Origin of the sequence: Glaciimonas sp. CA11.2 (genome assembly GCF_034314045.1) — a bacterium.
In the GTDB taxonomy this organism is placed as follows: Bacteria; Pseudomonadota; Gammaproteobacteria; order Burkholderiales; family Burkholderiaceae_D; genus Glaciimonas.
This window is the reverse complement of record NZ_JAVIWL010000001.1, coordinates 3,652,750-3,679,400: the sequence shown is the minus strand read 5'-3', so window position 1 is coordinate 3,679,400 and position 26,651 is coordinate 3,652,750. Positions and strand designations below refer to the sequence as shown.

The window sequence follows — 26,651 nt, the reverse complement described above, 5'->3', positions numbered from 1 at the left end:
ATGGTAACAATGGCGCTTCGCCTATCTGCATATGTAATGGTCCAGGTTATACATTTCCCTTTCCCCCCTCATCCCCGCAACCGTCATCGTTTCATCATTGCAACCAGATGAAAGATTATTCACCTGACGTTCTTGCATTATTTTCAACTGATGAATCCAATTTTTTCAGTTTCGCAGAGAGTTTACCTTGGCCAGTCATTATCATTCGTAGCGATGGTGAAGTGGCAGGATTAACTAAACAGATTATGGGGCTTGACGTGGCTTCGGGGCTGAATGATCTGGGTTATTTTCCGACCTTATTTCCTGCATACGCTACGTCGTTACAGGGTCCTGTGTGCTGGCAAATTCCGCAGGAAGTAAAGTTGATCAGAACCGCAAAAAACGATCATTTGGTACATGAACGTCTCATCATGCGGCGGGCTTCGACCGGCTCTTACCTAATGATTGTTGACGAAACAAAGTTACGCACCTTAGAGGTTGCCGACATACAAACAGCACGCCTGGCAGCGATAGGCTTCATGGTTGCAGGCGTGTGCCATGAATTGAGTAATCCCTTGGCTGCAATCCGTTCGATGGTGCAGATACTGGGATCGGATCAAGAGAAGAAGTCTGCCCTTCTTGGAAAAGGGCTGGCAAACATAGCCGACAATGTTCAGAGACTTCTCGGCATTTCTGATCGTCTACTTAATTTCGGCAGGGTCGGCGATGCCACCAGAACCGGATTTCAAGTGGATGAAGCGATTGAACAGGCATTCTCGGTGATGTTTGAAAATGGCTGGTCGGCGCAGATTAAAGTTGAATTTGTGCGTGATCGCACCGCCTTGGTTTTTGGCAATCTAAGCCAATTGCAGGAGGTATTCGTGAATCTATTCGAAAACGCCATAGGCGCAATGAATGGGGTCGGAATACTCAGCGTAAGAACCAAAATTCAAAGTAATAATTCAGTCGTTGTACTGGTGAGTGACACTGGCCCTGGCATTCCAGATAATATATTGCCGAGGATCTTCGAACCGTTCTTTACCACCAAGACGTTAAATAGGGGAACCGGACTAGGGCTGGCGATCAGCAGCGAGATTCTGCTTGAACATCGCGGCCTTATTACCGCTGCAAATAATGCCCATGGCGGGGCCTGCTTCCAGGTCGAACTGCCGCTTTTGGGGCCAGAGTTATGAAAACTTCTAAAGTAGTGCCATGCGAGACCAAGCCCCATGCCGAACGTGTGCTGATCGTCGATGATGACCGCGGCATCGTAGAGTGTGTGAAATGGATATTGGAAGCAAAAGGCTATGACTGTGCAGTGACGTACACCGGTGCGGATGGAATGTCTATGCTGCAAAGCCGAGGATTCGACCTGGTGATAACCGATCTGAAGTTACCGGACATGACCGGTCTCGAAATTATCGGGGCGGTAAAAAATATGGAACTGGATTTGCCCGTCATTCTGATGACGAGCTTTTCATCCGTTGAAAGCGCTATCGAAGCGTTACGGAAAGGTGCCGTCGATTACATTATCAAGCCGTTTCATAATGACGACTTCGGATTCGCTGTAGATCGCGCGATGAACGAGCGGCGGGACCGGCGCGAAAACGTGGTGTTGAAGCGGCAGTTGCGCAAGGTTTATACCAAGAACCAAATCATTGGCGAAAGCGAAAATGTTCGCAAGCTCCAAGCGATGATTCAGCGTATCGCACCGACCGAGGCCAACGTCCTGATTCAAGGCGAAAGCGGCACTGGAAAAGAACTTGTGGCGCAGGCGTTGCATTACGGTGGTCCACGCGCCGAGCGCCCATTTGTACCAGTCAACTGCGGCGCGATTCCATCTGAATTACTGGAGTCGGAACTTTTCGGTCATACGAAAGGGGCATTTACTGGTGCGGTTACGGCCAACGAGGGATTAATCCGGCAAGCTAGCGGCGGGACTTTGTTTCTCGACGAGATTTCAGAAATGCCGTTAAACGTGCAGGTCAAACTTCTCCGTGTAATTCAGGAGCGGCAAGTGCGCCCGGTCGGCTCGACCCAAACCTATGTAACGGATACCCGTTTCGTCGCCGCTAGTAACCGCAATCTAAAAATAGAGGCGGAAAAAGGCAATTTTCGCGCTGATTTGTTTTACCGGCTTAACGTGATCGCCATTCAAGTTCCACCATTACGCGACCGGGCCGACGACATCGAAATTCTGGCCCAACATTTTCTAGAATATCACTGTCAAAAATTGGGTGGCAGAAAGTGTCAAATGAGCCAGGAATTTATTCATTTTCTTAATAACTACGAATGGCCTGGGAATGTTCGAGAGCTTGAAAACCTCATTGAGCGGGTTGTCATTCTTGCTGACTCAGATGTTTTGACCTCAGTCGATCTGGTCGATATGCTTTCCATTCCGTCGTCAGAAGAGAAAGTCAACGCACCACCACATCATTCTGGAGTGCCGTTGTCTATCGAGGAATACACCAAAGAAACGATTCTATTGCATCAGGACACGCATACAGAAGCCGAACTTGCCGCTATTCTCGGCATCGGCAGGAAAGCTTTATGGATACGAAGACGAGAATGGGGTCTTTTAAAAGAGAGTAAATAACGGACACGGGTACTAATTTTGCAGCCGCGCCGATTGGAAAAAGCGGATGTCAGGTCTATCGATTGTGTCTTATTTTAGACGACAGTCATAGGTATGCTTTTTGCTTTAGTTTGAGGGGTGCACCTCATTCCCACAATCGCTGGGTTCGTTTAGTTTTACGCAGCTGGCATGAATGCGCGCCGTTCGCCGTTCAATGCTGAGAATTATTTACGGGAGTACCCATATGCCCGATGCTATTATCCAACAGGCTTCCCTGCCGGGAATCTTGACTCAAACGAAGTTTTTCTCAGGCCTGTCCGAATCCCAACTTGCGTTAGTCGCCTCGGTCAGTCGCGTAGAAGAATGGCCTTCCGGGCACTCTATCTATAAAATCGGCGAGAATGCCAATACGCTATACGTTCTTATGGACGGGATGGTACGTTTTGCTATCAGCCTCGGCAGTCGCGAGACATCTGCGGGCGACATTCTGCATCGGGGTCAGGTTTTTGGCTGGTCCTCGCTGACACCAACCTCCAACATCCGATTGGCCACGGCCTCCTGCATGACCACTTGTAAGATTCTTGCCATTGATGGCAAGGGCCTTTCGTCGATCATGGAACAAGATCACACAATTGGTTATCGTGTACTTACTCAGGTCACTGCCCTGATCACTGGCACGCTGGTGGCGTTTGCCTGTGGCTAACCAGCCCTTCATCCAATGAGTTTATGGCTGATTCTGGTTGCGCTCGTCGTTGGGGTAATGATAGGCGCAGTCGGGATCGGTGGATTACTGCTGGTTCCGGCAATTGCATTACTGGCCTATCTGCCGGTTCAGACGGCGATGGCGACCGCACTCCTGACCTTTATTTTTACCGGTTTTCTGGGAACGTTTCTGTTTCATCGGCGCGGCAGTATTGACTGGAACATCGCTAGGCCAGTCTGCGCAGGTGCGGCAATCTCAGGATTTTTTGGCGCATGGGCCAATTCACGCATAGACCCGCATACCCTCATCTTTCTGCTGGCGAGCGTGGTCGCGGTAGCTGGACTCAACACGGGGTTGACCCGCGTCGGACAACGTCCACCGGTATTTTCTGGTAATCCTGGACGGCAACAGATTGTCTTATTTTGGATTGGCGCAGTGTGCGGATTCGGATCCGGCCTGACCGGGGTCGGTGGTCCCGCATTATCAGTACCAATATTGCTGCTGTTTGGATTTTCGCCGTTAAGCGCGATTGGAGCGAGCCAAGTGATCCAGATTCTGGCGGCAATCTCTGGAACGCTGGGAAACCTCCGGTATGGCACGATCGATTTCCAGCTTGCTGCGGTACTGACAATCGTAGAATTGATCGGCGTTCAACTGGGTGTACACATCGTGCATTCACTAAACCCACGCACGTTACGCAGCGCTGTGGCCATTTTTTGTATCCTGGTCAGCGCTGGCCTGATCCTGCGTTCGCTTGATATCGTCTAATCTGCTTAAGAGATAGTCTGGTAATAAAGATTCTGTGGATGGTTTGCCTGCGCAAAAAAGAACCACCGTTCAGCCAGTAACCCAGCGTATTGAATGACGAAAATAGTGCAGAATAAGGCCGCTGAAGCAGTGCTTTGGCCGAAAAGAAGTAAGAACAGCGGAAGAATAAACGCAAACACCAGAAAAAACCATTTGACTGAACGCAAAATGCGCGGGGTCTTGCCATGAAAGAATTCACGGGTATTGAATGATCCACCCATAAACCCCTGCGATTTCTGCACGATGCGCGGATGGTGTATTCCCAACGCGGTTTGTAACGATGACTTCAGTTTCAGTCTTTTATTTCGAACCAGTGAGGCGGAACGGACCCCTAGCCCGCTTGCTGTCAGTAAGATTGCAGCGACAGCAAAGGTTCTGGTCAGGTCAGGCTCAACGAACGCGGCCAGTGCGGTTGCCAGCGAGCATCCTGATGCGCATCCAAGAATAAAATAATTCAGCAACGTCAATGGACTGGCCCATTCTTGCAGGAAGCGGATACATGCGTAAATCATGCCGGTACAAATATACAGCGCAACGCAGATAACCGCGGTAACCGCGCCTACCGCCAGCGACATTTCCCACTGCGCATAGTGCGCGTAGCCATAGACGACCAACAACACCATGAAAATCGGTAACACGATGACTTCACGTGACAACCAGGAGGTGCGCCACATTGCGGCGGCGCGCCACGCACGTTCAGGATGACCGAGGTGGAAGAACGACGCAATCAGACCCAGAGCGCTCAATAACAGCGCGATCAGACTGCCACAGACAAATAGCACAACGCTGTTTTCAATTCGAAGAAGTTGTAGTCTGCTGGCAAGCTCGACTACGTAAAGCGCCAGAAACAGACCCTGTCCAGCACCAATTAGAGTCGTGAGAAAGATGACGGAAGCAGCGGGATTCATCAGAAATACTCCTGAAAACCCCGGCCTTTCGGCCGGGAGCGAAAGACATCAAGCGCGCAGCAATCGATGCCTTCCAGGTGAAAGAAGATTGTTAACTACTTTGTGGTTGTGCCAGCAAAACAAAAAATTTGGAACTTGCTGTCATTCACCGATCAATCACCTCATTACCAGCTCACTGTATCGTCTAGCGAGGGCAAGGTGGTCGATGACTTCGGTAATCTCTCGTCAATTCTGATGGGATTATCGACCCGCATAATTTGATCCTCGCGCAGGTTTGACTCGGTCCGACGTCGCGGCAAGTAATGATTTGATGGCTTGGTTCCCCATTCCGGCATGAGTGCATAGCCACCGCGCTCGCGTATCGCGATTGACACTGTGGAATCAGGGTCATGAATGTCACCAAATAAGCGGGCGCTGGTGGGACATGCCATCACGCATGCAGGTTGGCGGTCTGCTTCTGGGAGCGCCGGATTATCGATCCTATCTGCGCACAGTGTGCATTTGGTCATCTCCTGCCGTTTTTCGTCGAGTTCACGCACGCCGTACGGACAGGCCCACGCGCAATAGCCGCAGCCGATACACTTGTCATAATCAACCAGCACGATTCCATCGGACTTACGTTTATAGCTTGCCCCGGTTGGACATACCGGAACGCATGGCGGCTCTTCGCAATGCAGGCACGACTTGGGAAAATGGACGGTCTCGGTATTCGGAAACTCGCCCACTTCAAAGGTCTGCACACGGTTAAAAAACGTGCCCGTGGGATTCTCATCGTAGGGCCGTTCGTCGGCTAGGTACCCCGCACTGCCGGAGGTGTTCCAGGACTTGCAGCTTGTCACGCAGGCTTGGCAGCCAACGCAGACGTTCAGGTCAATTACAAGGGCCAACTGGGTCACGATTGTTCTCCATCTCATGGTTGAATGGGACGTCGTCTCTATGGTCGATCGACCGTGTCGATATGCGCTTGGTACTATTTCGGCGGCACGTCCCGTCCAGCCACATACGCCTGCCAGACACGACGCAACGTTTTGGTTCCTGGCAGTGGCGCTACGATCGGAAATTGTGGTGATGTTTCCTTGGGCTCTTCCGGTCCTGCCTTGTAAATACGTACCTTGACGTCATACCAGCCCGCTTGTCCGGTGACCGGGTCAGAATTGGAAAACACATGTCCGCCCTGATCCGGTGGGAGCTCCTCTGACAGCAGATGGTTGAGCAAAAAACCTTTGCGTGACTCATTCGCATTCGGACCAAGATGCCATGAACCGGCAGCCTTTCCAATCGCGTTCCAGGTCCATACCGTACCCGGTTCCACAGCCTCGCTGAAACGGCACATGCAGCGCACTTTGCCCCAAGTCGATTCGACCCACATCCAGTCGCCATCCGCGATACCTTCTGCTTGCGCTACCAACGGATTAACGTATAGGTAGTTGTGCGTGTGAATCTGCCGCAGCCACGCATTCTGCGAATCCCATGAGTGATACATCGCCATCGGTCGTTGGGTCACCGCATTGAGGGGAAATTTGGTCGCGTCGGAGGCCTGCCCTTCGAGCGGTTCAAAATAAAAAGGTAGAGGATCGAAATGCGTTTCGATGCGCTTGCGCAAATGGTCCGGCGGTTGTTTTCCCGGACGTTTCCCTTGCGCTGCCAGTCGAAACTTTTGTAACACTTCGGAGTAAATATGAATCAGGATCGGATCCGCATCACGGCGCATGCGTACGCTCTTTGACCAATCCATGTATCCCTTATTCCAGTTGCGCATGTATTGATAGGACGCTGGTAACTCATGGTGGAAAAAACAGTTATTTTTGGCATACATTTCCCACTGCTTTGGGTTAGGTTCTCCGCAAATCGATTTTTCACCATCTTTGCCACGCCAACCGGCCAGGAATCCAATCCCGGATCCTGGCGCTGTCTCATAATTCACCACAAAATCAGGATAGTTTTTGAACTTGCGAGACCCGTCCGGATGAACAAACGCGGGCAGTTTGAGGCGGCCTCCCAGCTCTATGATGACTTCCTGAAAAGGTCTACATTCGCCCAGCGGCGCTACCACAGGAATCCGGACGGCATCAACCGGCCCGTCAAACTCTGAAATCGGCCGATCAAGAATCGACATAACGTCGTGCCGCTCAAGATAAGTTGTATCAGGCAGAATCAAGTCAGCAAACGCTGTCATTTCGGACTGAAATGCGTCGCAGACGACGAGAAACGGAATCTTGAATTCGCCATCTTCGGATCTGTCATTCAACATCTTCCGTACTTCACCCGTATTCATGCTGGAATTCCACGCCATGTTGGCCATGAAAATGAGCAATGTGTCGATCTTGTAAGGGTCGCCGCGCCAGGCATTGGTAATGACGTTATGCATCAATCCATGCACTGAGAGCGGATGCTCCCATGAAAATGCTTTGTCAATACGCACCGGTTTTCCGTCAGCATCGACAGCAAGGTCGTTTGGATCTGCAGGAAAGCCCAGCGGCATCCCTTCCAGCACCGAGTTCGGTTTAACGTCCTGAGGGCCTTTAGGTGGCTTGGCAATCGGGGGGATGGCACGCGGGAACGGCGCTTTGTGCCGAAATCCGCCAGGCCGATCTATTGTTCCTAAAAGACTCATCAAAATCGCTAGCGCCCGTACCGTTTGAAAGCCATTAGAGTGTGCGGCGAGACCCCGCATGGCGTGAAATGCCACCGGATTGCCGGTGACGCTGCTGTGCTCTTTGCCCCAGGAATCCGTCCATGAAATCGGCAACTGAATCTTGTGGTCGCGCGCCGTAACGCCCATTTCATGGGCTAGCCGATAAATAGTCTCTGCCGGAATACCGGTGATTTCGGAGGCCCACTCCGGCGTGTACTGTTTGACCCGATCAATCAACAACTGAAATACGGGCTTGACGGCGGTGCCATCTGCTAATGCGAATTCGCCACGCAAACAGGGATCCGCGCCGGGCGTGTGGGTGGGGACGATTTTATCGGATAGCCGGTCCCACCAGAATTTATTGTGCGGATAATCGGGATTGATCGGGTCCGACTCCGGGTCCATCGCAAACATGCCAAAATCGTCATCCCCGTCCTGCTGATTGACCAGTTGACCGGCGTTACTGTAACGCGCCAGAAATTCACGGTCATACAAACCTTTCTCAATGATTTCATTAATCAGTGCCAACAGCAGCGCACCATCGGTTCCCGGCTTAATGGGTATCCATTCATCGGCGACAGCGGAATAGCCGGTACGCACCGGATTGATGGAAATAAATCTGGCGCCGTTACGTTTGAATTTTGAAATCGCTATTTTTAAGGGATTCGAATGATGGTCCTCGGCGGTACCGATCATCACGAAGAGTTTGGCGTGATCTAGATCCGGGCCACCAAACTCCCAAAAAGATCCGCCTATCGTATAGATCATTCCTGCGGCCATATTGACGGAGCAAAATCCGCCGTGCGCAGCATAATTTGGCGTGCCGAATTGCTTGGCAAATAGCCCTGTGAGTGCCTGCATTTGATCGCGTCCAGTGAACAACGCGAACTTTTTCGGATCGGTCGCGCGTATCCCTGCCAAACGGGTCTCTAATAATGTATAGGCTTGTTCCCAGCTAATCTCGTCAAATTCACTTTTGCCGCGATCCGATCCGGCGCGGCGTAACAGTGGAACCGTCAGTCTTGCCGGAGATTGCTGCTTCATGATGCCAGATGCACCCTTGGCACAAATCACCCCTTTATTCAGAGGATGCTCCGGGTTGCCATCAATATATCGAATATTTCCATCACGCAAATGGACCCGAATACCGCAGCGACAAGCGCACATATAACATGTCGTGGTTTTGATTTCGAGGCCGGCGATATTTTCCGACAAGATATTTGATACAGGGGATGACTCCGACATTGATGGCTCCGATTTGAGTGTCAAAAACTAATCAACTGCTGCCATCGCATAAAGAAACGCTACGTAGCCACGAAGTCCCTATGCAAATGTAATGCCACGTCAATCCAATCGAATCTTTAAGCCAATACAAGACGGTGCACTTTTGTAGGCTAAGTGCTTCGCGAATGACATTTCCATGACGTAACGACATTGGTGATCCCGCATCGGGCTATCTCCTCGAAGGTGGAATGATTCAAATTGCTTACGGGTTTCGGAATGACACGTTGTGAGGTTTCAGAACGAAACAGCATGCAGGTTTCAAAATGACACGCAGGGAGGTTTCAGATCGAAACATCTTGATAAAAATAAAACCCGATCGAAGCAGACCGTCGTAGAGGAGAAGTATCAAAAATTCGCAGGAAAGTAACGCTTGACCGGAAGATAAAACGAGCAGGCACGAACTATGCTGAGGTTGGTGCAGTGATGTTGAACGCAACCCTACGATCATCGATACTCCAACTTTGAAAGATAGCTGCCATGGCACGTAACGCATTCGAATGGACCGAAACCCCGCAGTTTCCCCCAACGCATTATGTGGACACTGCCATCTATACCAGCGACCAGCTGTTCCGCGAAGAGCAACAAAAGATTTTTAACAAATGCTGGATTATTGCTTGTCATGAGTCTGAGTTACCGAATGCCTTTGACTACCGTACCTTCAACCATCCGGGCGGAGCGCCACTGATCGTAGTGCGCGGTGAAGACATGCAAATACGCAGTTTTTATAACATCTGCCCGCACCGGGGAAACACCTTGTTGTATGACCCGGTTGGCAACGCCAAACGTATCACGTGTATTTTTCACGCATGGTCGTTTAATACTACTGGCGATTGCGTCGATATCTCTCGCGGCAAGCAAGGGTATCAGGAACGCTTTGGGTGCGAGAAAGCGGGACTACGCGAAGTAAAAACGGGGGTCGCATGCGGTGGCTTTGTATGGGTCAATACGGATGATGATTGTTGTTCGCTAAAAGAGTATATCGGGGATTCCATGGAACTTCTCGACGGGCATCTCGATGCACCGCTAGAGGTGTTTCATTATCACAAAGCGATTGTCAATACCAACTACAAGCTTTGGCATGACACCAACAGCGAGTTTTATCACGACTACATGCATTACTTCAATCGGATAACGGGCATGATTCAACCCGGCTATTTCGATCGCAAATACACCGGATATCCTAACGGTCACGCATCGGTCGGATCAATGGCAATCAAATATGATGCATACGAAGGCAGCAAACAGCGCGGCGTCGGTTGGCCAGGTCTTGCTCCTGGCGGTTGGGTGCTAATTGATATGTTTCCCGGCATGACATATAACCTGAGAACTTCAGTGCTGCGAATGGACACCGCTATTCCACTTGGTCCGAACAAACTGCTTATTGAGTTTCGTGGTTTGGGATTAAAGAGCGACACACCGGAAGAACGGGCTGAGCGCGTGCGCGACCACAACCAGATTTGGGGACCGTTTGGACGCAATCTGCACGAGGATCTTCTTGGCGTACACGGACAAGGATTGGCAATGCGAGAAGGCACCGACAGCAAATGGGTCATCCATGGGCGGGAAGAAAATATGACCATTCACGATGAAGGTGGGATGCGTCATTTTTACGCAGAGTGGAGCAAGCGCATGGGTCGCCTGGCAAGTTCCCCCTTTGACGAAACCACTTCAGTGTGACTTCAGTAAGGTCAGCAATCCAGATCAACCTTTTAGCGAGCGAGAACACCTGTGGATTCCAGAACAGAAATTACGGAGCTGATTTACAAGACGTGCCTGCGCATGGATGCAAAGGATTTTGATGGTTATCTTGCCCTATGCGACACCGCATTTCACTATGCAATTACCGCCTTCAGTCCTGAGATTCGGAAGAACATGACATGGTTAGAACATGACCATGCCGGGATGGCAATGTTATTCGGAAATCTGCCTAAACATAACAGCGACCATTCGTTGCTGAGCAGGCATGCGACCGTTTATACAGTCGAAGAACAGCCCAGTGGAGAAACAGCGAAGGTAACCAGTGCTCTACAAGTTTTTCGAACTACGCTTGATGGCGGTGCGACGGAGTTGTTTGCGGTCGGAAAAATGACGGATCTGGTTCAGTTGTCTGCTGCTGGTGCAAGGCTACTGGACCGCAACATCCATCTTGAAACCCGGATGATTGGCTTCGGATTTCATATTCCATTTTAATTACACGCTTTCGGCGGCCCTATGAAAATTCAGGTGAATGCTAGGAATCATGCGCACTATTTTTCGACCGATCCGGGAGAAAATATTCTCTACGGTGGCTTGAGTAAATCCATCGATTTACCTTACGAGTGCGGAAGTGGCACGTGCGGGACGTGTAAGGCCCGATTGATCTCTGGCGAATTGGTCGATCATTGGCCGGAAGCGCCCGGTCGTAAATATATCAAGTCCAGTGACGAATTTTTGATGTGCCAATGCAGCGCTGTTACTGATGCTGTTCTCGAAGTACCGGCCTTTGTACATCCTATTGAAGTCGGTGCTTGTACGCCAGATTTTTTAGGGGGGCGTATTCAGACGGTGAGTGCGTTGACGCATGACGTCATGGCAATTTCAATTGAATTATGGGAGCCTGTTGACTTCGACGCCGGTCAGTTTTATCTGGTGCAAGTACCTGGAGTAGAAGGCTTTCGCGCCTGGTCGATGGTTAACTATCAGCGTCACGCCACAACACTCGATTTTGTGATTAAGAAAAAACCTGGTGGTGCGCTGAGTGATTGGCTTTTTAGTGCGTCCCGAGAAGGGATTGAAGTTGAGGTATTTGGACCACTGGGGAAAGCCACCTTCCACCCTGATCTCGGGCAAAATCTGCTTTGCATTGCGGGCGGCAGCGGGATTGCCGGGATGATGTCGATCCTGTCACGAGCAGCACAGTGTCTTTATTTTACACGCTATGCCGGCGATGTTTTCTTTGGTGTGCGTAGCGCCAAAGATGCATTTTATCTGGATGAGTTTGCATACCTGTGTAGTCAGTTCCCCCAGACTTTACACATCACCGTTGCCATGTCCGAGGAGGAAGCTCCGGCCTCAGTCGTTGCCGACTATCCGCAACTTCGTTTTGAAAAAGGCTTTGTGCATGAAGTCGCCGGTCGCAGCATGCAAGGTCGGTACGCAGATGTACGCGCCTATCTGGCTGGACCGCCTCCCGCCGTCGATGCATCGATCCGCATGCTGCTCCAGGCCCGTGTCGCGACCAACAACATCCGCTACGATAAATTTAGCTAGGAGCCATGATATGCGCAAAGTCCATGTTTGTAGCGCACGCGACATCCCGTCCAATGGGATGAAGACATTTGACCTGAGCGATGGGATCAAGGTATTGGTGGCGAATGCTGATACCCAATATTACGCCTATCAGGGGATTTGCCCGCATCAGGAAGTCTGTCTGGATGAAGGATTTTATGATGGATCAGTTCTGACCTGCCATCAACACCTGTGGCAATGGGACATTACGACTGGGGCGGCAGTTGGACTGGCTGAAGCGCCTCTGGAAGCTTATGAAGTTGCGATCGAGGATGGCGAAGTGTTTGTGATCCGGACCAGTGCACTCCAGACGGCGTCATTATTCGGCGGCGTTTCTGCCGACACCATGGAACGACTTAACCAGATTGCGCGCCAAGAGCACCATCCTGCGCGTAGCACACTATACGGTATTGGCGACGCTACCGACGATGTCTATATTCTTGAATCAGGGAAAGTCGATTTTTTGATCGGGCGCGATGATCACACTAGTGCTGCAGGTTTTGTATTGCACAAGGGCGAAGTCTTTGGCTGGGCTGCGCTACTTGATCGCCATCCACGCCGCATCGCTAAAGCGGAGTGTCTGGAGGATTCGGTTGTAATCCGGATTAACGGGTCGCAAGTGCTGGATATTTTGGCGCAAGATCCCGCGTCCGGCTATCTGGTCATGCGACAACTTGCCAATATGATTACGCGCCATCTAACCCTCTCAAAGGCAAAGTAATTAGCGAAAAAATGTTCGTATTAAATCTGTAATTTGTATGTAGCAAACAGTTGAATAGTTAGACGACAACGATATAAAAATGCTGCGCTAACGTCACCTTTCGCCTGAAGGGTGAAAAACAGAATTAGGACTAACGCAAAATCGCCCCAGCAAAGGTTTGGCGAGTTTGTCGACGAACACAGTACGCCATACGGCTAAAAGAGTACTACGCCGCTAGGGCGATTTTGCGTGAGTCCTAAAAAAAGATGGAGACAAACATGAAGAGCAAGAAGAATTGCTGGGTCCGTGCCGTGCGCTGTTCGGTGATGATGGCGCTCTTTGGCCTTCAGGGGGCGCCCGTCACAGTGAGCGCAGGTGAGCTGGAATACGGCAAGATTGGTGAACCAGTCCACCTGGTGATCGGCTATCAGCCCTATTACACCGAAAGCTGGTCCGGTGTAATCATGCGTGGCAAAAAAATGTATGAAAAATACCTGCCAAAAGGCTCCACAGTCGAATTTTCCGTCGGCCTTCAGGGCGCCGTGATCGTCAATGCCATGCTGGCTGGCAAGCAGCATATCGGCTACCTCGGCGATATGCCTGCCATCATCACTGTGACCAAACAAGAAGTTGCCGATATCCGCATCGTGGCGACTCTGGGGCAAGGTACTGATCAATGTAATATTTTTCTGGCACGTGTAGACGCCCCGAATTTTGGCACCCAAAAAGAAGCCATCAAATGGTTAGGTGGCAAACAGGTCGCCGTGGCAAAAGGTAGCTGCGCAGATCGTTTTGGTCAGGCCGTTTTTAAACAAGAGAATATCGAACCGGCGGCATATCTGAACCAGAACATTGAGGTCATCACCAGCGGCTTTCGGGCTGGGAAGCTTAATGCCGCAGTAATCTGGGAGCCTACTGCATCACGCCTGGTGCAGGAAGGATTAGCTAAACGTATCGCTTCAGGCAACGCTATCGATGAAAAAGACAGTGCGTATTTAACCATGCGTTATGACCTTATCAAGCAGCGGCCGGATGTGGTCAATGGCTGGCTAAACGCTGAGTTTGATGCTCAGATGTTTTTGGCTGATCCGAAAAATGCGCAGGAAGTAGCGCAGATGGCAAAGGAGCAGACCACTGGATTTTCGGAAAAAATGCTGTGGTCATCCATGTACGGCAGGTATCCCGATGCCGTTGGTGGAAGCCCTGTTCGCTTGACCTTGCCGTACGCCATTACGCCATCAATCATGACCATGATTAATAGTTCGGCGACATTTCTGTATTCGGCCAAGAGTATCAATGTCGCCACACTTCGTCCCGAGGCGGTCATGCCGCAATTCGCTGATGCGGTGATGAAAGAACGCGGACTCACCGCACCTATTGGCATCGTCAATGCGTTGCCAGAATCGGCCTATAAAGGCAAACCCTGACCTGTTGAAGTGAATGTAAAAGACCCTCCCATGAGCGTGTTCTGACATAAAGTCAGAGTTGCTCAGGGGTGGCGAGTGCCTCGTTATGGGGTTCCACATCTACCTTCCTGGAAAATACATGGAACAAATCAGCACCTTATTGAGACGCACGATGCCGTTTCAAATGGTTACGCCCGGTTTATTATCCGCCATCGCGCGATTTTCAAAATGGCAGTTATTTGCGCGAGGAGATGTGATCTATCAAGTAGGCGACCGGCCCGACGATATCTATGTCATTTCTGCGGGTAAGGTGCAGCACACTTTGCCCGCCAGTGACGGCACATCGCAACCTTTGGAGAAGACCATGCTCTCCGGCGACGTGTTCGGATGGGCGGCAGTACTCGACAATCAGTCCGGTCGATTGGCTGAAACGGTGTGTACCGAGCGCACGGAGGTCTTAAGAATTGACGGGAAAAAATTACTTGACCTGTTTGCCGGTACACCGGATACCGGCGACGTGGTGATGAGCCGCTTTGCTACCATGATCACCAAAGAGTTCAACGCCTCTTCGACCGTGGCAGCGCAGGTTCATCATTACCCTTTAAGTGGCCCCGGCGCTTTTACCGCGGCGCCAAAGATGCCGACTGGTCTCACCTTAACCATGTTTCGCGCATCACAATGGCTAAAAAGTCCTAAACCCTACTTGATGCTTTTAGGATTCACGATCTTTCTAGGCCTCTGGTATCTCACGGTGGAGGTTTGGAAATTACCTCGTTTCCGAGATATGCCCGGATTGACAGTCGTCGTTAAGGAGTTATTTAGCAAAGATCCAATCTATGGCCTTTCACTTTATACGCCAGAATATTACGAACACATTTGGGTCAGCGTGCGTCGCGTTGCGATTGCGTTTTTGTTGGCCACTGTGCTGGGCGTTCCGCTCGGATTGTTTTTAGGATGGTCACGAAGTTTCAGAGAATATATATTCCCTTTGTTTGAGACCTTACGTCCTATTCCGATTCTGGCCTGGGTTCCGCTCGCGATCCTGATGTTCAGTGGATCCGAAACACCAGTTATTTTCCTGACCTTTCTTGCGTCTTTTTTTGCCACTGGACTCAATACCATGCTGGGGGTCGAGTCGATAGACGAGTCCTATAGTCGGGCCGCTATGTGTCTGGGGGCCTCCAAGTGGCAGGTATTCAAAGAAGTCGTCATACCCGGCGCGATGCCATTCATTTTTACCGGGCTACAAATTTCGGTCGGGGTCGCCTGGTTCTCGCTGGTCGCTGGCGAGATGGTATCGGGACAATTCGGGCTCGGTTACGTGATCAATACCTCCTACACCATGGTCCGGTATCCAACGATTGTGATTGGCATGATTACCCTAGGTGCAGTGGGTTACACCACCAGCGCTTTCGTTCGATTGATAGGCGACTACATGATGCAGTGGCGAGTCCGCGAGCTTGCATTGGGAGGAAGATAAATGAGTACGATATTAATGCCGCCACCAGCGCCGACCCAAACGCAGATACAAACCGCTTCCCGAGGCGCAATCCGAATCGAAGACGTAGTGAAGATCTACGATCCAGACGGTGCATCCGTGATGGCGGTCGACCATTGCTCCCTCGATATACCCGCCGGTGAAATATGTATGATCGTTGGTCCGTCTGGCTGCGGCAAAACTACCCTGTTAAATGCGATTGCTGGGTTCCACAGTATCTCGTCAGGCAAGATTTTTCTCGATGGCGAGATGCTGTGCGGGCCTGGAAAACCGCAGGCAGAGCCTGGCTCGGACCGCATCGTTGTCTTTCAGAACGGCGCACTTTTTCCTTGGAAATCGAATCTGGAAAACGTCGCCTTCGGTCCCTTGATGCAAGGGAAAATGGGTAAGAAAGAAATTTACGAAAAAGCCCGCAGCATGATGGCTGATGCAGGTCTTAGTGGTACCGAGCACAATTTTCCAGGTGAAGTTTCATCTGGTTTGCGCCGCCGCGTTGAGATCGTCAGGGCGCTGATGAATGACCCTAAAGTCCTGCTATTTGACGAACCTTACCGCGCCCTCGATTCCCTTACCAAATCGGTCATGCATGAAGCGCTGCTAGAGATATATTACAAGAACAAGGTGACTATATTTTTTATCACACACGATCTCGAAGAGGCAATTTTTCTGGGACATCGCCTGGTAATCATGACCTCGCGCCCTTGCCGCCCCAAAAAAATCCTTAATGTCGATATCCCGCATCCCCGTGATTACGGTGTGCTGACAAGTTTGCGCTTCCGCCAATTGATGGAAGAAACCATTGAGGTGGTCCACGAAGAAGCTAAGAAATCCTTTGCCGCTGGCGAGAAAGAAGGGTGAGTAAATCATGACCATTGCATCGCGCTTGAAAAAAAAGATTCCTAGTCGCGCTGGACTACGCGCCACTATCTCGCTGGTCGTATTTCTGATCCTTTGGGAGGCAGGCGCACGATCAAAACAATGGCTGGGGGTTTCGTTACCCTGGATCGGAATGATTCCGGCCCCAACAGCCGTGCTCAGAGTGTGGGCGGGCCTTCTCAATGACAGGGGTTACTGGCAAAGCTGGTATCTCAGCTTATTTCGGGTGCTGGCGGGTTTTATTGCAGCGATGGTGGTGGGAATTCCGCTTGGGCTGCTAATGGCAGTGAGCAAAAACTTTAATAGTATTAGCTTTCCTACGTTTGAAATCCTGCGTCCTATTCCTCCCTTGGCTTGGGTTCCGGTCGCCATCATCTTTTGGCCGACACAGGAGCTATCGATTGCCTTCGTTACTTTTCTAGGTGCGTTTTTCACCGTCGTTATCAATGTGGTAGGTGGAGCGCGCGCCATCGACATCCGCTACTTTCAGTCGGCGCAAGCGATGGGATCGTCGCAGTGGGACATCTTTCGGCGCATCGTCCTCCCAGCCACACTGCCGTCAATCGTGGTTGGTTCATCGGTCGGTATGGGTATTACCTGGAACGTCGTGGTGGCGGCAGAAATGATTTCAGGCGGCGGCAGCCAAACTGGTGGATCCGGTGGCGGACTTGGATTTTTTATTTGGAATTCTTACGTTGGTGGCTCGTACGAACAAATTGTGGTTGGTATGTTGAGTATCGGTATCGCCGGATATGCGTGTAGCGAGTTGTTACGCTCACTTGGCGGTTATCTGACACCGTGGTTGAAAAAACGTTAAAGGAAAACAAATGATCAACGATGTCAATCCCGCTATTACGGGTATTAGCTTTCCGAAAGAACTCCGCAGCTCGGGGGAAATCTGCGTCGACAATGTCAGCAAATCATATGGTGCAGGGCAATTCACCAAAGAGGTGGTGCAAGACTGCTCCTTCACCATTGAGCGCAATAAATTGACAGTGATGATCGGTCCATCCGGCTGTGGAAAAAGTACCCTTATCCGACTGTTGGCTGGTTTCGAAGCGCCCACAACGGGGACGATGACACTCAACGGCAAATCGATCACCAAACCAGGGCGTGATCGACTGGTCGTATTTCAGGAGTCGGCATTATTCCCGTGGATGACAACCTATGACAACATCATGTTCGGACCGCGAGCACGTGGGGAAGATACCCAGCAAGCCCGCGATCTGGCGGAATTTTTGCTGCACAAAGTGGGTCTGACAGCGTTTCGTAAAAAATATCCACCACAGCTTTCCGGGGGAATGCAACGCCGCGCCGAACTGGCACGGGCGATGATCAACAATCCTGAAGTGATGATTCTGGACGAGCCGTTTCGCGGTCTTGACGCCATGTCAAAGGAGCTGATGTGGGAGTACTACGCCGGGTTGTTCGACGAGTCCCGCAGGACCAGTTTTTTTGTCACCACCGATATCGACGAAGCGATCTTCCTGGCAGACCGCCTGCTGATCATGACCAATATCCCCGCCCGGGTGCGTGCCACGCTTGAGATCGATGTCCCCCGCCCGCGCCGTCTGGTCGACATGGTCAATTGCGAGCGCGCCAATGAAGTCAAGATGGAAGCACTGGCGCTTTTACATGAAGAAGCAATGAAATCTTTTACGGGCGGCAGCAAGGCCGCGGCCGACTTTGTTGAGGCTTATGCAAAACGTGCACATAAGTCAGAGGTCGCGCAATAACTTTTTAAAATTTATGCAGGAACGCTTTTCCATAAAAAATGTTAGACCACCACAGGAGACTTAAACAATGGCAACCGAAATTATCGACATGCGCAGCCGTCCGTCTTTCTTGCATGATTTTTACGGCGCGACGCCCGGCACCAAAGAATACGATGTCGTGAAATGGCTAAACCGCCGCGTAGGCGCTAAGAATGATGAGCACTTTACCCGCTCGAAAACGATCAAGGGCTTCGTCGATGACGTACGCGGAAGCGGCATCCAGACGGCGGTTGTCGTCGGACGTGATATTCCCGGCATTCGTCATAGCAACGATGAGATTTACAAGATCACGAATAAATACAAAGAATTGGTCGGTATCGGATCGGTCGATCCTTACGCGTTGGGTAGCCAGGGCGCCGCCAAAGAAGTCGAGCGCGCCATCAATGAGTTGGGCCTCAAGGGGATTAATCTGGAGCCAGGCTTTGGTGCGGTTCCAACCCATGCTGACGATCCGATTTTCTTTCCCATCTACGAAGTATGTGCCCAGCTCAATGTACCTGTGTGCGTGATGTCGGGCCCCACCACACCTAACTTCGATCACAATGATCCTGCCGCAATAGGACGCCTGGCGCGCGCCTTTCCGAATTTATCCATCGTCTGTTATCACGGATTTTATCCCCGTGTGAACGAAATAATCGGCGTCGCCTTCCGCTACGAGAACGTCTTTATCGTGCCTGACATGTATATCTTTTTGCCTGGTAGTAGCTTGTATGTCGAAGCTGCTAACGGCTTCATGAAAGATCAGCTTCTGTTTGGTAGTTCTTACCCGTTCCGGCCAATGGGACAGTCCGTCGAGGATTATCAGAAGCTTGGCTTCCGTGGCGACGTGCTGGATGCTGTATTTTCAGGTAATGCCAAGCGTGTATTGAAACTCACTTGATATGCCGCCAGGCACTTAGCGATTAACGTGCGGTGCCTGCATTGATGCCAAGTATCTTTGTCGAAAAAATCTACAGTTATGCTCAGCGCGATCCTGAAATATAGATTTCTGTTCCGTCGCCGCTTCCGCTTCTCGGACGAACATACAATGCTGTTGTGGGCTGCGTTCAGTGGTCTTCTAGGCGCGTGCGCCACGATCGCGTTTCGCGACGGCATCCTTGGTCTTCAGGTACTGCTCACGGGACGGACCGGCTCTTTGGTTGAAATCGCTAAGAGCTTGCCGTGGTATGCGCGCATGCTGCTTCCCGCAGGCGGCGGTGTGGTTGCTGGTATTTTTCTGGTGCTGGCGAAGCGGGTCACGGTCAGCGCATCGTCTGACTATATGGAGGCTATCTCCATCGGCGACGGCAACATCCCGGTGCGGCAAAGTCTGTTGCGCAGTATTTCCTCATTGAGCTCCATCGCCACCGGTGGATCAATTGGTCGAGAAGGATCCATGGTCCACTTGGCAGCAATGGCAGCCTCCTTCGTGGGCCGCATAGTGCACTTTAGTCCACAACAACTTCGGCTACTAGTCGCTTGCGGTGCCGCCGCTGGTCTCACTTCTGCCTACAATGCACCGATTGCGGGTGCGTTTTTCATTTCTGAAATCGTGTTAGGATCAATCGCCATGAGCAGTTTTGGCCCGATTTTGGTCGCCTCGGTCGTCGCCAATATTACTATGCGTGAATTACCCGGTTACAAGCCGACCTATGAAATGCCAATCTTTCCGGTTATCTTCGGTGCAGAAGTCATTTTTTTCGTCGCGCTCGGTATTCTGTGCGGCATCGCCGCGCCGCAGTTCCTGCGCCTGCTACAGCTTAGCAAACGTACATTTCAGCGAACCAACTTGTCGATGCCTCTGCGGCTCGGTATAGGTGGTTTGATGGTGGGCATTATATCGATTTGGGTTCCTCAAGTATGGGGAAACGGTTATAGCGTGGTTAATTCGTTATTGCATTCACCTCTGCAGGCTCCGTGGGCCTGGAACGCAGTGCTAGTCATACTCGTGTTCAAGATCATCGCCACCGCCCTGACGACTGGCTCCGGCGCGGTGGGTGGCGTGTTCACTCCCGCTCTTTTTGTTGGTGCCGCCATCGGGTATCTGGTTGGGCTTGGCGTGGACCAGTTATTACCGGGTGGCACGTCAGAGCCCTTCGCCTACGCCATCGTGGGGATGGGCGCATTTCTCGCCGCTGCAACCGGCGCGCCGTTGATGGCGATCCTCATGATCTTCGAGATGACCTTAAGTTACCAAGTGGTGCTGCCGTTGATGTTGTCTTGCGTAGTGGCGTATTTTGTTGCACGTTCCATCGACGATACCGCAATGTACGAAATCACGATCAAACGCAACCGCGATGCAAAAGCACGTCTACTGTTACGCAATACGCACATGCGAGATTTGATTAAGCCAGCGAATACCGTGCTTCCCATCACCGCCAGCTTTCAGGAAATTTCGCGCATGTTCCTGCAATATCCTGTGAAGTATATTTATATCGTGGATGACCGCAACCACTATCGCGGCGTGGTCGCCTTGCAAGACGTGACATCTGCAATCCTCGATAAAGATGACATATCAATGAAATCTGCACTGGACTTCCTCCAACAGGATTGCTTACACGTAATCACCCCGGAAATGACACTGAGTCAAGCACTGGAACATTTTCTGGCTCATCAGGGCGAACGACTCCCAACGGTCGAATATGGCATCCGTTCAAAGCTGTTAGGAGTTGTGTACAAGTCGTCATTGTTAGACGCGTACGTCAAATTGCATCGGTCCGAAGATTGAGGGCAGGAATGCAAGATCGGGGGCCAGTGCGACTATGATTTTTATGATGCAATACCGCAGAAGGAAACAGTAAGCCGCGTTAAACCCGAACCTGCCCAGGAGCAAAATAAGTTATCAACAGAAATTGTGAATAACCCTGTTAAGAACTATTCAATATAGCAACTAACACTTTGATTTATATAACTTTTTTGGCTACGCACAGAATAAAGCAAGAGCTGCTAAATGAGTAAGTGCAACTTTATGAAAACATAGAAAGTCTGGCGGATCAGCTAGACGCGAGCTAGCGCGAATTCAGAGTCCCTGTAATTTGTACTTCAACAGATGCCGACGCACACACCTTCTTATATTTCGGTACCGATTGGACGTCGATAGGAGATGTCCCATTCGTCTTGCTCGATCTCTTCGAACCCATGATGTTGGTAAAAACCATTGGAACGACTCTCCTTCAACGCCTTAACCATGATCGGCAAACCCAGCGCATTCGCTTGGGCAATGATGCTTTGCATCACTATTGCACCGATCCCGCGGCCTTGGTAATCGGGATGTATATATAAATGCTCAAGCAGTAGCATCTGATCGGTCGGCTTAACGACGAAGAAACCTGCGTGCACACCATCCGCCAGGATATGACGCGCGTATTCGGCTTTAAAACCGTTTTTTAACCGATCCCTTGCCCGAATTGGGTCAAAGCGTCCAACGCGCTCCAGACTCTCTCGCATGGCTGCAATTCGCAGCGCTACCAAACTTTCAAAATCTTGCTTCGTAACAATAGCAAAAACAATATTCACGTTATCTTCAGACTGGCTGCTATAGATAGTATTCATATACTGATTGAAATCCCCAACGGGGAATAATATTGATTAAAACGAAAGGCTCTAGTTAGCGACGCGATATCCCGGCTCACGCTATTTACGCGAGGCACAAAAAAGCCAACGATAATGCGTTGGCTTTAGGGTTTTTTCGAAAAACTAACACTGCGCTATCATTTAACGAAATCATACAACCCACGATTTAGCGCGCAAGAATAGCATAAACAATAAGGTTTGCACACATCACCAATAAATACTCTGGGATTGCATAGTTCCGGTAGTGTCTTGCGCGATGGTGACCGCAGCGATGCTTTAGCCAATCTATCCGGCCATCCCAAGGCCTGAGATCGCGGGAAACACTTTGCCGTTATGTAGCTTAGCTAAAATCAATTTCAGAAATGAAAAAGCCCCTGACGAATCAGGGGCTTATCATTCTTGGAGGAGGCGGTGGGAGTCGAACCCACGATACAGGTTTAAGCCCATATGCTTCCTTAGCAGGGAAGTGCCTTCGACCACTCGGCCACGCCTCCAAACTCGCTGCCACATTATAATATCGCTGCAGCAAGGCTACGCATAATAGCTTTTCATACGAAGTTGGTCAATGAAAAGTCTGTCTTTTTAGCCATAAAAGGCTAAATTTATTTCATTTAGACTTTTTCCAGCTCAAACGCTTTATGTAGGGCCCGTACGGCTAGCTCCATGTACTTTTCGTTGATCAATACTGATATCTTGATTTCTGAAGTTGAGATCATTTGAATATTGATACCCTCCTCCGATAAGGTACGAAACATCTGGGATGCAATACCGACGTGGCTACGCATGCCCACACCCACCACTGATACTTTCGATACTTTGTTGTCCCCAATAATATTGCCGGAACCAACGTGCGCTTTGACTTTATCGTCCAGTACACCCATCGTTTTATCGTAATCGCCGCGTGACACAGTAAAGGTGAAGTCCGTCTTGCCGTCCATCGATTGATTCTGGATGATCATGTCGACTTCGATGTTGGCTTCCGCAACTGCACCAAGTATCTGATAAGCAATACCTGGACGATCAGGTACGCCGATTACGGTGATTTTTGCTTCATCGCGGCTAAAGGCGATACCGGTAATGGTAGCTTGTTCCATCTTTGTGTCTTCCTCAAACGAAATCAGTGTGCCGGAAACCATTTCTTGTTCCAGCGGCATTAGGGGGTCAGTCAACGAGGACAGTACCCGTGTTGGCATCTTGTAATTCCCCGCAAATTCGACTGAGCGAATTTGCAAGATTTTTGACCCAAGCGACGCCATTTCAAGCATTTCTTCAAAAGTCACAGTATTGAGGCGGCGCGCATCTGATACGACACGTGGATCGGTGGTGTAGACACCATCCACATCGGTATAAATCAGACATTCAACTGCGCCCAAGGCTGCTGCGACCGCCACCGCTGAGGTATCCGAGCCGCCACGTCCTAGCGTGGTAATGTTGCCATTATCGTCAACGCCCTGAAAGCCGGTAATAATGACCACTTTACCCTCGTCCAGATCACGCCGCACTTTAGCGTCGTCGATCGAGCGTATGCGTGCTTTTGTATGCGCCGAGTCAGTCTTAATCACGACCTGCCATCCGGCATAGGATACCGCTGGTTGACCGATTGCTTGCAATGCCATTGCTAGCAGGGCAACCGACGTTTGCTCGCCAGTGGACGCCAGCATATCAAGTTCACGCGGATCAGGATTGGCGTTGACTTCCTTTGCCAAACCCAGCAGACGATTGGTCTCACCAGACATGGCCGAAGGAACGACGACGACTTGGTGGCCCGCGTTATGCCATTTGGCAACGCGCTTAGCGACATTCTTGATACGCTCTGGTGAGCCCATCGACGTGCCGCCGTATTTGTGAACGATTAAAGCCATAAGGTTAAGGAGGTGGGCTTGTAGATAAAAGGCTTAAAGATAAGTGCTTGATGCTAAAAATTAGCCGCTAACTTTACATCTTAAGAGGCTAAAAAACAAGCTAAAACGGCTGGAAAGTGGCTCCCACTAGCCATATATGACTAGTTCTGCCACCTTAAATCGATATCAAAGCGATAAAACGTGAGTTGTTGGTTTGGACCTATCCGGGCATTGTCGCTGCTCAACGGTTAGCTATCACTGGTAAGTCATAGCCTTTCTACGCAAAACATGCTTGAAGCGGCCGGTCTGAACTAACTCTCATCCTGCACAGACAACCTCAATTCCGGAAACACTTTACGCAACGCTAAATTATCCGGCTCCCAACGCAAACTCACATTGCCACTTCCTTCGGGTGCAAGCAAATGGCAATCAAATCCCAAATTAGCAGCAAACATTAGCTTCCCTGCCGCCAGTACCATTGGCAAACACTCTCGCTCCCAGGCTGGAATATCCGCAGCCTGATAAAGATACTTCAACGCTTTCGTGGGCCGATTGAAGGCAAGTTTGAGTCGCTCGCCGCCGCTACGGTACTGTAGTTGCAACGGTTGTTGACGCAACCATTCGGCAGCTACGCCATGCTCCGACGTTTCAAAATGCAAGCTTCCGCCATAGATGGGGAAAGCGAGCGCGGCTTCGCCAGTCCAGCGGAAGGGAATGGGATCAATCTCTTCACGATCCAGATCATCACGAGGCGTCAAAAAAACCCGATCACGATGACGCCGAATATGACATTCCGGATGGGTCACACAAAGTTGGGCATCGGCTTTTGCTGACAGCAATTGGTCTCGCATCTCGCTCAGCCAAGCGCTCGAAGGCATCCGCAAATCATGTAAACCAAACCAATACCGTAGCAAGTTGTCGATCCGTGCCGCACTCAATTTGCGGACCTTGTCCAACTCGAGACAGTTATTACCCGCACACGCTGCCATATCCTGCGCGGCGAGTTCGATTAATAATTTTTGGCTGGACTGCATGTGACCTGCCGTGCGCGTCAGGCGTCCTTGAAAGCCGACAAAATACTGACTAAGTACCGGCATCAATTGATGACGTAGCGCATTTCTGGCATAGCGTGAATCATGATTAGATTCATCTTCGACAAAGGGTATGCTGTGGTTAGTAGCGTAACTTTCAAGTTGCGCCCGCGATACCGCCAGCAATGGCCGCGCCATCAGCAACGTTGCATCGCCCAACAGTGCGGGTGCAGCGTTCACTGTATCCATGCCAGATAACCCCGCCACGCCAGACCCGCGCAGCAATTGCAGTAATACGGTTTCTGCCTGATCGTCAATATGATGCGCGGCTAACAATAGTGGCACTTGATGCTGACGGCACATATCGCCCAAAGCAGCATAACGACTGTTACGCGCGGCCTCTTCCACGCCAGTTTTATCGGCATTGCGCAAGGCAATATGGCGTGCATCAAAGATCACATCCAGACGCTGGCACTCAGCAGCGCAATGCGCCAGCCATTGATCAGCCTGCGGGCTAATACCGTGATGAACATGAAAAGCGCGTAGTTTTATCTGATGTTCTGCGGCATATTGTGCCGCTAATGCGAGTAACACTGACGAGTCAAGACCGCCGCTATAAGCGATTGCTATAGCTGATGGGAACTGAACATCGGCCAGCGTCTCGACGGGTGATTCGCGGCCGTTGGAAGAAATAGAAAAAGCGCGCTGAATAATATCTTTCAGCGCGCCCTCAAACTGTTCGGTGATGGTGACCGTGTGCGGATTTGCCACTATTCTGTCGCCGAAATTTCCTTGAATTTGCCGTAGCTCATCAATTTCTCGTGGCGAGCCGCCAACAAATCCTTGGTTTTAACACCTTGGAACTGACGCAATGTATCTGCCAATGCGCGCTTTAACAATCCAGCCATTTGCTTGGGATCGCGGTGTGCACCACCAAGCGGTTCATTGACGATCTTGTCAATCAAACCCATTGCTTTTAAACGATGTGCGGTCAAGCCCAAGGCATCTGCCGCATCCGCTGCCCGCTCGGCGCTCTTCCACAAAATCGAAGCGCAGCCTTCTGGTGAGATCACCGCATAAGTCGAATATTGCAACATCAATACCGCATCGCCCACAGCGATCGCCAGCGCGCCGCCGGAGCCGCCTTCGCCGATGATCGTGGCAATCAATGGCACTTTGAGTTCAGCCATGCAGTAAAGATTATGTCCAATCGCTTCGGACTGACCGCGTTCTTCAGCATCAATACCGGGGAACGCACCCGGCGTATCAACAAAGGTAAAGATCGGCAGACCAAATTTTTCTGCGACTTTCATCAACCGCAGCGCTTTGCGATAGCCTTCCGGCTTTGGCATACCAAAGTTACGCAAAGCACGCTCTTTGGTATCGCGACCTTTTTGATGACCAATCACCATACAAGCCTGACCGTTAAAGCGCGCCAGACCGCCGACGATAGACTGATCGTCAGCATAGGTGCGATCCCCATGCAATTCATGGAAATCAGTAAACATTTCATTCACATAATCCATCGTATAAGGACGTTGTGGATGACGTGCGATCTGTGAAACCTGCCACGGTGTTAGCTTGGCGTAGATATCTTTGGTCAGTTGCTGGCTTTTTTTCGATAAACGATCAATCTCTTCCGAAATATCGACTGCCGAATCATCCTGTACAAAGCGCAGCTCTTCTATTTTGCCATCCAGCTCGGCAATCGACTGTTCGAAGCCAAGAAATGTGGTCTTACTCATGGTATTCCTTTGTTTTTGCGCATCGCCACGAAGGCATGAGGCTGCGCCAAATCTGTAACTACTATGTAT

The 26,651-nt window shown here is 50.7% G+C and carries 22 protein-coding genes and 1 tRNA gene; 15 read left to right on the top strand and 8 right to left on the bottom strand.

Annotation, left to right across the window (positions count from 1 at the left end):
- Positions 1-107: 107 nt before the first annotated feature.
- From RGU75_RS15925 to RGU75_RS15910, 4 genes are all read left to right on the top strand, one after another.
- Positions 108-1,172, top strand: a complete 1,065-nt coding sequence (locus tag RGU75_RS15925; RefSeq protein WP_322237591.1) for a sensor histidine kinase — start codon at positions 108-110, stop codon at positions 1,170-1,172.
- Complete coding sequence (locus RGU75_RS15920; RefSeq protein ID WP_322237589.1) at positions 1,169-2,575, top strand: sigma-54 dependent transcriptional regulator; 1,407 nt, start codon at positions 1,169-1,171, stop codon at positions 2,573-2,575. The genes RGU75_RS15925 and RGU75_RS15920 overlap by 4 nt, the downstream gene beginning before the upstream one ends.
- Before the next feature lie 223 nt (positions 2,576-2,798).
- Positions 2,799-3,257: a cyclic nucleotide-binding domain-containing protein gene (locus tag RGU75_RS15915; RefSeq protein ID WP_322237587.1), complete on the top strand. Its 459-nt coding sequence runs from the start codon at positions 2,799-2,801 to the stop codon at positions 3,255-3,257.
- 15 nt (positions 3,258-3,272) lie between these two features.
- Positions 3,273-4,025, top strand: coding sequence for a sulfite exporter TauE/SafE family protein (locus RGU75_RS15910; protein ID WP_322237585.1), 753 nt, complete (start codon positions 3,273-3,275; stop codon positions 4,023-4,025).
- A gap of 5 nt (positions 4,026-4,030) precedes the next feature.
- Here RGU75_RS15910 and RGU75_RS15905 read toward each other — a convergent pair whose 3' ends face one another.
- From RGU75_RS15905 to RGU75_RS15895, 3 genes are all read right to left on the bottom strand, one after another.
- Positions 4,031-4,972, bottom strand: a complete 942-nt coding sequence (locus RGU75_RS15905) for a dimethyl sulfoxide reductase anchor subunit family protein (protein WP_322237583.1) — start codon at positions 4,970-4,972, stop codon at positions 4,031-4,033.
- A 164-nt stretch (positions 4,973-5,136) separates the two neighbouring features.
- On the bottom strand, positions 5,137-5,868 hold the full coding sequence (locus tag RGU75_RS15900) for a 4Fe-4S dicluster domain-containing protein (protein WP_322237580.1): 732 nt from the start codon (positions 5,866-5,868) through the stop codon (positions 5,137-5,139).
- Between the two features lie 74 nt (positions 5,869-5,942).
- A complete protein-coding gene (locus tag RGU75_RS15895) occupies positions 5,943-8,852 on the bottom strand; it encodes a molybdopterin oxidoreductase family protein (protein ID WP_322237577.1) in 2,910 nt (969 codons plus the stop codon).
- A gap of 516 nt (positions 8,853-9,368) precedes the next feature.
- On the opposite strand from RGU75_RS15895, the gene RGU75_RS15890 reads away from it, so the two are divergent.
- The 11 genes from RGU75_RS15890 to RGU75_RS15840 all read left to right on the top strand — a co-directional run bounded on the left by RGU75_RS15890 (position 9,369) and on the right by RGU75_RS15840 (position 21,120).
- The gene (locus tag RGU75_RS15890) at positions 9,369-10,568 is read left to right on the top strand and encodes an aromatic ring-hydroxylating dioxygenase subunit alpha (RefSeq protein ID WP_322237574.1); all 1,200 of its coding nucleotides are present in this window, start codon (positions 9,369-9,371) and stop codon (positions 10,566-10,568) included.
- A 51-nt stretch (positions 10,569-10,619) separates the two neighbouring features.
- Positions 10,620-11,081 carry a methanesulfonate monooxygenase gene (locus RGU75_RS15885; protein WP_322237571.1) on the top strand — a complete coding sequence of 154 codons (462 nt, stop codon included), beginning with the start codon at positions 10,620-10,622 and terminating at the stop codon, positions 11,079-11,081.
- Between the two features lie 21 nt (positions 11,082-11,102).
- Positions 11,103-12,140, top strand: coding sequence for a 2Fe-2S iron-sulfur cluster-binding protein (locus tag RGU75_RS15880; RefSeq protein ID WP_322237569.1), 1,038 nt, complete (start codon positions 11,103-11,105; stop codon positions 12,138-12,140).
- 10 nt (positions 12,141-12,150) lie between these two features.
- Positions 12,151-12,879, top strand: a complete 729-nt coding sequence (locus RGU75_RS15875) for a cyclic nucleotide-binding domain-containing protein (protein ID WP_322237566.1) — start codon at positions 12,151-12,153, stop codon at positions 12,877-12,879.
- Between the two features lie 257 nt (positions 12,880-13,136).
- A complete protein-coding gene (locus RGU75_RS15870; protein ID WP_322237564.1) occupies positions 13,137-14,285 on the top strand; it encodes an ABC transporter substrate-binding protein in 1,149 nt (382 codons plus the stop codon).
- 118 nt (positions 14,286-14,403) lie between these two features.
- On the top strand, positions 14,404-15,744 hold the full coding sequence (locus tag RGU75_RS15865) for an ABC transporter permease subunit (protein WP_322237561.1): 1,341 nt from the start codon (positions 14,404-14,406) through the stop codon (positions 15,742-15,744).
- Positions 15,745-16,620, top strand: a complete 876-nt coding sequence (locus tag RGU75_RS15860; protein ID WP_322237558.1) for an ABC transporter ATP-binding protein — start codon at positions 15,745-15,747, stop codon at positions 16,618-16,620. It begins immediately after the preceding gene.
- 7 nt (positions 16,621-16,627) lie between these two features.
- Positions 16,628-17,455 (top strand): ABC transporter permease, encoded by an 828-nt coding sequence (locus RGU75_RS15855; protein ID WP_322237555.1) that lies wholly within the window; start codon positions 16,628-16,630, stop codon positions 17,453-17,455.
- Between the two features lie 10 nt (positions 17,456-17,465).
- Complete coding sequence (locus RGU75_RS15850) at positions 17,466-18,374, top strand: ABC transporter ATP-binding protein (protein ID WP_322237552.1); 909 nt, start codon at positions 17,466-17,468, stop codon at positions 18,372-18,374.
- Positions 18,375-18,441: 67 nt separating this feature from the next.
- A complete protein-coding gene (locus RGU75_RS15845; protein ID WP_322237549.1) occupies positions 18,442-19,293 on the top strand; it encodes an amidohydrolase family protein in 852 nt (283 codons plus the stop codon).
- A 78-nt stretch (positions 19,294-19,371) separates the two neighbouring features.
- The gene (locus tag RGU75_RS15840) at positions 19,372-21,120 is read left to right on the top strand and encodes a ClcB-like voltage-gated chloride channel protein (RefSeq protein WP_322237547.1); all 1,749 of its coding nucleotides are present in this window, start codon (positions 19,372-19,374) and stop codon (positions 21,118-21,120) included.
- Between the two features lie 341 nt (positions 21,121-21,461).
- On the opposite strand, the gene RGU75_RS15835 is transcribed toward RGU75_RS15840, so the two are convergent.
- From RGU75_RS15835 to RGU75_RS15815, 5 genes are all read right to left on the bottom strand, one after another.
- Complete coding sequence (locus RGU75_RS15835) at positions 21,462-21,944, bottom strand: GNAT family N-acetyltransferase (protein WP_322237544.1); 483 nt, start codon at positions 21,942-21,944, stop codon at positions 21,462-21,464.
- Between the two features lie 421 nt (positions 21,945-22,365).
- Positions 22,366-22,459, bottom strand: a tRNA-Ser gene (locus tag RGU75_RS15830).
- Between the two features lie 117 nt (positions 22,460-22,576).
- Positions 22,577-23,827 (bottom strand): aspartate kinase, encoded by a 1,251-nt coding sequence (locus RGU75_RS15825; RefSeq protein ID WP_322237541.1) that lies wholly within the window; start codon positions 23,825-23,827, stop codon positions 22,577-22,579.
- A gap of 290 nt (positions 23,828-24,117) precedes the next feature.
- Complete coding sequence (tilS, locus tag RGU75_RS15820; RefSeq protein ID WP_322237539.1) at positions 24,118-25,608, bottom strand: tRNA lysidine(34) synthetase TilS; 1,491 nt, start codon at positions 25,606-25,608, stop codon at positions 24,118-24,120.
- Positions 25,608-26,582, bottom strand: a complete 975-nt coding sequence (locus RGU75_RS15815; protein WP_205323106.1) for an acetyl-CoA carboxylase carboxyltransferase subunit alpha — start codon at positions 26,580-26,582, stop codon at positions 25,608-25,610. Before RGU75_RS15815 ends, tilS begins: the two co-directional genes overlap by 1 nt.
- Between the last annotated feature and the right edge of the window lie 69 nt (positions 26,583-26,651).

Bases quoted from the DNA above. Each gene is read 5' to 3' on its own strand.
- RGU75_RS15925 (WP_322237591.1), top strand. From the start codon at position 108: ATGAAAGATTATTCACCTGACGTTCTTGCATTATTTTCAACTGATGAA.
- RGU75_RS15920 (WP_322237589.1), top strand. From the start codon at position 1,169: ATGAAAACTTCTAAAGTAGTGCCATGCGAGACCAAGCCCCATGCCGAA.
- RGU75_RS15915 (WP_322237587.1), top strand. From the start codon at position 2,799: ATGCCCGATGCTATTATCCAACAGGCTTCCCTGCCGGGAATCTTGACT.
- RGU75_RS15910 (WP_322237585.1), top strand. From the start codon at position 3,273: ATGAGTTTATGGCTGATTCTGGTTGCGCTCGTCGTTGGGGTAATGATA.
- RGU75_RS15905 (WP_322237583.1), bottom strand. From the start codon at position 4,972: ATGAATCCCGCTGCTTCCGTCATCTTTCTCACGACTCTAATTGGTGCT.
- RGU75_RS15895 (WP_322237577.1), bottom strand. From the start codon at position 8,852: ATGTCGGAGTCATCCCCTGTATCAAATATCTTGTCGGAAAATATCGCC.
- RGU75_RS15890 (WP_322237574.1), top strand. From the start codon at position 9,369: ATGGCACGTAACGCATTCGAATGGACCGAAACCCCGCAGTTTCCCCCA.
- RGU75_RS15880 (WP_322237569.1), top strand. From the start codon at position 11,103: ATGAAAATTCAGGTGAATGCTAGGAATCATGCGCACTATTTTTCGACC.
- RGU75_RS15875 (WP_322237566.1), top strand. From the start codon at position 12,151: ATGCGCAAAGTCCATGTTTGTAGCGCACGCGACATCCCGTCCAATGGG.
- RGU75_RS15870 (WP_322237564.1), top strand. From the start codon at position 13,137: ATGAAGAGCAAGAAGAATTGCTGGGTCCGTGCCGTGCGCTGTTCGGTG.
- RGU75_RS15865 (WP_322237561.1), top strand. From the start codon at position 14,404: ATGGAACAAATCAGCACCTTATTGAGACGCACGATGCCGTTTCAAATG.
- RGU75_RS15860 (WP_322237558.1), top strand. From the start codon at position 15,745: ATGAGTACGATATTAATGCCGCCACCAGCGCCGACCCAAACGCAGATA.
- RGU75_RS15855 (WP_322237555.1), top strand. From the start codon at position 16,628: ATGACCATTGCATCGCGCTTGAAAAAAAAGATTCCTAGTCGCGCTGGA.
- RGU75_RS15850 (WP_322237552.1), top strand. From the start codon at position 17,466: ATGATCAACGATGTCAATCCCGCTATTACGGGTATTAGCTTTCCGAAA.
- RGU75_RS15845 (WP_322237549.1), top strand. From the start codon at position 18,442: ATGGCAACCGAAATTATCGACATGCGCAGCCGTCCGTCTTTCTTGCAT.
- RGU75_RS15840 (WP_322237547.1), top strand. From the start codon at position 19,372: ATGCTCAGCGCGATCCTGAAATATAGATTTCTGTTCCGTCGCCGCTTC.
- RGU75_RS15835 (WP_322237544.1), bottom strand. From the start codon at position 21,944: ATGAATACTATCTATAGCAGCCAGTCTGAAGATAACGTGAATATTGTT.
- RGU75_RS15825 (WP_322237541.1), bottom strand. From the start codon at position 23,827: ATGGCTTTAATCGTTCACAAATACGGCGGCACGTCGATGGGCTCACCA.
- RGU75_RS15815 (WP_205323106.1), bottom strand. From the start codon at position 26,582: ATGAGTAAGACCACATTTCTTGGCTTCGAACAGTCGATTGCCGAGCTG.